This window comes from Bartonella queenslandensis AUST/NH15 (genome assembly GCF_000312585.1).
Classification (GTDB): Bacteria; Pseudomonadota; Alphaproteobacteria; order Rhizobiales; family Rhizobiaceae; genus Bartonella; species Bartonella queenslandensis_A.
The window spans coordinates 272,052-272,954 of the sequence record NZ_HE998003.1; the positions used below are offsets into that span (position 1 = coordinate 272,052).

The following is a 903-nucleotide window of genomic DNA, read 5'->3' on the forward strand; positions in this document are numbered from 1 at the left end:
GGACTTTTTACGTGCTGCACGGTCAGCATGTGGATGAGCATCACTGAAGCATTCCACTTCGCTATTATAGAAGGTAATCATATTACTCATGTTTTTAGCTAAAGATTCACGGCTTGAATTATATGCCCAAGCATCACGATTGGTTTTAAGACCACAGGAATAAGTCTCAAAAAGCTTTTTATCATGCCCTCTTCTAATACCTAAAGCTAAAAAGGCGTTGAAATTGTCATCACGTTGTTTAATCCAATCGCTATACTGATCTGGTGTAATGACTTGCCAACCTTGTTTTTGTGTAATGCCATCAATACTCTTAAAAGACTCTATTATCGCAAGCTTTTCTTTTCTATTGAGATAGTCTCCAATATCACGAAAATATATTTTACCATGGTGTTGAGATTTTGGATTTTTGACAAGAATGGAAATCGCTATAGGAGTTCGAGACCCTTCACCAAAAACTCCACCACTTTCTTTTTTACGCTGTTCTCCAGAAGTTCGTGCATTACCCCGTAAATGGAAAATATAAAGACTGCTAAATTCCTCAACGAGGCACTTTCGTAAACCGTCCATAGAATAACCAGTGATAAAGCCTGCATTTGTGACAAAGCCAATTACCCCAGCATTATCAATACGGTCACTAGCCCAGCGAATGGCACGGATATAACTATCATAAAGTGCTTGTACACAAGTTGTTTTGGATTGAGCAGCATAAGTTTCACTGATACGGTTATCTAATATGGGATAAGGGGTGTTTTTTGCATTATCGTTTTCACTTTTTTGTCCTACTGAATAAGGAGGGTTACCAAAAATAACTTTGATATCTAGTTTCTTTTGATGTTCTAAATATTCACTGTTTTCCTTTAATAGACGTTGTATTAGATCTTGCTTTTTTAGCGTCTGAAACGT

The 903-nt window shown here is 37.0% G+C and carries 1 protein-coding gene; it reads right to left on the minus strand.

Features of this window, described 5'->3' with window-relative positions; genetic code table 11:
• Window positions 1–903: type ISP restriction/modification enzyme (locus tag BN338_RS12135; RefSeq protein ID WP_039760115.1), on the minus strand; the 903-nt coding region annotated here is incomplete at both ends.